Genomic DNA, 3,449 nt, shown 5'->3' on the forward strand with positions numbered 1-3,449 from the left:
TCCGGGGCCACGCTGGTCCTGCACCTGGCCGCGGCGCAGATCGATGCCATTGTGCCGCAACTCCTCGACGGCGGATATCGGCCCGAAACACCGGCCGCCGTCGTGGCTTTCGCGAGTTGGCCGCAAGAGGCGGTGCTGCGCGGCACGCTCGCCGACATCGCCGGGCAGACGCGCCAGGCCGGTATCACCAAGACGGCGGTGATCATCGTCGGTGACGTACTGGCCGCCGAGGGATTCACCGACAGCTACCTGTATTCGGCCGGGCGGACGCGGGGGAGCGGGCACTGATGCGAGTGCTGCTGCTCGGCGGCACGGCCGAAGGCCGCGCGCTGGCCAAGACCCTGCACCCGCGCGTCGACGTCGTCAGCTCCCTGGCCGGGCGGGTGCCGGACCCCGCCCTGCCGGTGGGCCCGGTACGCGTGGGCGGCTTCGGCGGCGTCGAGGGTCTCCGGCGCTGGCTGCGCGAGGAAGGCATCGACGCCGTCATCGACGCGACCCATCCATTCGCCGCGACCATGACCGCGCACGCCGCGCAAGCGTGCGGCGAGTTGGAGATCCCGCATCTGGTCCTGGCCCGCCCGGCGTGGGAGCCCGGCGATGCGATCGTCGTCGAATCGAACACCACGGCCGCCGAAACCGTTGCAAAGGAACGCTTCTCGCGGGTATTCCTCACCACCGGACGCTCGGGGACGAGGGTCTTCGCCGACAGCAACGCGTGGTTTCTGATCCGCGCGGTCACCGAACCCGACCCCGCGTCCTTGCCGCGCCGTCACCAGCTGGTGCTCTCCCGCGGCCCGTATGACTACGACGGCGAGGTCGCGCTGCTGCGGGAGCACCGCATCGACGCATTGGTCACCAAGAACAGCGGGGGAAACCTGACCCGGGCGAAATTGAACGCCGCTGCGGCCCTGGGCATTCCGGTGGTGATGGTGGCGCGCCCGCCACTGCCGGCCGGGGTGAACGTGGTGGGCAGCGTCGAACAAGCCGCCGAATGGCTGACGGGACTGGATTAGCCGGTCAGGTCGTCGCGCTCGGCGTCGGCGGCCAGCAGCGCGTCGCGGGCGCGGGCGACGCGGGACCGGATCGTCCCGACCGGGCAGCCGCACACCGCCGCGGCGTCGGCATAGGGCAGCCCGAGCAATTGGGTGAGCAACAAGGCTTCTCGTTGCTCGGCGGTGAGGTTCGCGATCATCGTGGTGACCTCGACCAGGTCTTCGAATCCGCGCGCGTGGCGGTCGCCGCGCAGAACGTGCTCCGGGTCGGCGCCGACCGCGGCGCGCGGTCGCGACTGGACGTGGCGGATGTGATCGGCGACGACACGGCGCGCGATGGACAGCAGCCACGTCCGGGCGCTCGAGCGCCCGGAGAATCTTTCGATGGCGCCGATCGCGCGCAGGAAAGTCTCCTGGGTCAGGTCGTCGGCGCTGCCCGCGTCCGACAGATATGCGACGAACCGCCATACGTCTTGCTGGGTGGCCTTGATGAAAGCCTCGAGCGCCCTGTCGTTCCCACGCGCGGCTGCCAACGCGAACTCGGTAACGGCGTCGTCATCGCTCGAAGCGATCATGACCAACCACCTTTGTGTCGCGGGCTCACCGAGTCTACGACGTCCTGTCGTAGCTGCGGCGGCGGGGTCGGAAGCCGTTCGGTTGATGGGCCAGAGGTGACCGCGCCGTCGTGCTGCGGGAGACTCTGCCGGCCAGGCGGCATCGTCGGCGTGCCCGGACGCTCCGGCTCTTTCGGACCGCACCCGTTCCCGCGCCACCAGTAACGCGAACGCGAGTCCCAGCAGCAGGGGCATATGACTGGCGATCCGCGTCGCGGTGACGTCGCCGGCGAAGGCGTCGACGATCACGTAACCCAGTAGCGCGACCGAATAGACGCCCGTAATCGCCGCCACCCCAATCGCGGTGACGGGCCAGACGCCGGCGGCCACCATCGCCAGGCCCAGCGCCAGCAACCAGGCGGTGGACTCGTGCATCAAATGCTCTCCGGACATCGCGCCGTGCATGTGGCTCGACACCATCCCGAAATCGATGCCGCTGATTTGCGCGGCGGCGATCGCCACCTGGAAGAGACCGACACCGATCAGGCCCCAGCGCCGGTAGTGCTTGCGCAGCCAACGCATCCTGCGCTGGCGCCCGGAGGATTCCTCGCCGATGCTCGCCATGATCTTCGCGACCAGGTCGGGCCCCTCGCCCGGCTCGACGGTGGCCAGCCGGCGGGTCTGGGCCGCGGCGCCGATCAGCCAGGCGCGGCACCGCCGGCACGATTCCAGATGAGCGTCGACCTGCTGCGCGAGCACCTGGGGACGCTCGCCGTCCAGTCGAGCCGAAAGCGCCTCACGCGCCGCTTCACACCGCATCCCTGCATCGTTGCGCATGCCCGGTCGGGGTGCAAAGAGCGCTCGAAACGGCCGGCGGGAACTAATCCGTGCGGGAAACCGACCACTGAACATCAGCAGCCCACCCCCGACAGCCACCGAAGAGGTATTCGTGTTCGTGCCCGAAGGCCCCCGGCGATGACCGCCCCGATCTGGATCGCCTTCCCTCCGGAAGTGCACTCGACCCTGCTCAGCAGCGGCCCCGGGCCCGGATCGCTGCTGACGGCCGCGGCGACGTGGTCGTCGATGAGCGGCCAATACGCCGACGCCGCAGCGGAACTGACCGGGCTCCTGGGCGCGGTGCAGGGCGGCGCATGGGAGGGACCCAGCGCCGAACAGTACGTCGCGGCACACGGGCCCTACCTGGCCTGGCTGCAGGAGAGTTCGGCCACGAGTGCGACCGCGGCCGCACTGCACGAAACCGCGGCCGGCGCTTACACCGCGGCGCTGGCCGCCATGCCGACGATGCCCGAGCTCGCGGCGAACCATGCGACCCACGCGGCGCTGGTCGCGACCAACTTCTTCGGCATCAACACCGTCCCGATCGCCGTGAACGAGGCCGACTACGCGCGCATGTGGGTGCAGGCCGCCACGACGATGACCACCTATCAGGTGGTGGCGGAATCCAGCCTCGCGGCGGTTCCGGCGAGCACGCCCGCGCCGCCGATCGTCACCCCGGGCGCGGAGGCGAGCGTCACCACGATGCAAGCCGCCGACACCCAGCAGCAAGCCACCCAGACCTATCCGTCCTGGCAGGACCAACTGACGGCCTGGCTGCAGCAGTACACCAAGAACTTCGCCTGGCCGGTGTCCAAAGACCTCAACCCCGGCGGCTGGCCGTTCCCGCCGGTGCCGTTCGTCAATGGCCTCGCCTCGTTCTTCGGTCAGTTGGGCTTCTCGCCGGCCCTGTCCAGCGCGCTCGGCTGGGCGATCTTCCACACGCTGATGATCTTCTGGCCGTTCATGCAGGCCGCCATCCAGATGGCCGTGGTGCTGGCACCGATGGTCGTCTCCGTTCTGGGCGCCGCCGCGGCCGGAGGTGCGGCGGCGGCGATCACCGCGGTCG

General features: G+C 70.0%; 4 protein-coding genes and 1 pseudogene. 3 read left to right on the forward strand and 2 right to left on the reverse strand.

All coding sequences use genetic code 11. The features are described 5' to 3' along the window. Positions 1–288: SAM-dependent methyltransferase (locus A5713_RS02830; RefSeq protein WP_369804358.1), on the forward strand; the 288-nt coding region annotated here is incomplete at its 5' end. Then, the gene (locus A5713_RS02835; protein ID WP_068092284.1) at positions 288–1,013 is read left to right on the forward strand and encodes a cobalt-precorrin-6A reductase; all 726 of its coding nucleotides are present in this window, start codon (positions 288–290) and stop codon (positions 1,011–1,013) included. The genes A5713_RS02830 and A5713_RS02835, both read left to right, overlap by 1 nt. On the opposite strand, the gene sigC is transcribed toward A5713_RS02835, so the two are convergent. Continuing rightward, the gene (gene sigC, locus A5713_RS28965; protein ID WP_231980219.1) at positions 1,010–1,567 is read right to left on the reverse strand and encodes an RNA polymerase sigma factor SigC; all 558 of its coding nucleotides are present in this window, start codon (positions 1,565–1,567) and stop codon (positions 1,010–1,012) included. The two genes, A5713_RS02835 and sigC, sit on opposite strands and share 4 nt — an antisense overlap. Positions 1,568–1,738: 171 nt before the next feature. Continuing rightward, positions 1,739–2,458, reverse strand: a pseudogene (locus A5713_RS29445) (DUF2275 domain-containing protein); the annotation flags it as partial. Between the two features lie 63 nt (positions 2,459–2,521). Between A5713_RS29445 and A5713_RS02845 the strand changes: the two are divergent. Beyond that, positions 2,522–3,449: PPE family protein (locus A5713_RS02845; RefSeq protein WP_156751724.1), on the forward strand; the 928-nt coding region annotated here is incomplete at its 3' end.

The sequence above is a fragment of the Mycobacterium sp. E2497 genome, assembly GCF_001668695.1.
Classification (GTDB): Bacteria; Actinomycetota; Actinomycetes; order Mycobacteriales; family Mycobacteriaceae; genus Mycobacterium.

Bases quoted from the DNA above. Each gene is read 5' to 3' on its own strand.
- sigC (WP_231980219.1), bottom strand. From the start codon at position 1,567: ATGATCGCTTCGAGCGATGACGACGCCGTTACCGAGTTCGCGTTGGCA.
- A5713_RS02835 (WP_068092284.1), top strand. From the start codon at position 288: ATGCGAGTGCTGCTGCTCGGCGGCACGGCCGAAGGCCGCGCGCTGGCC.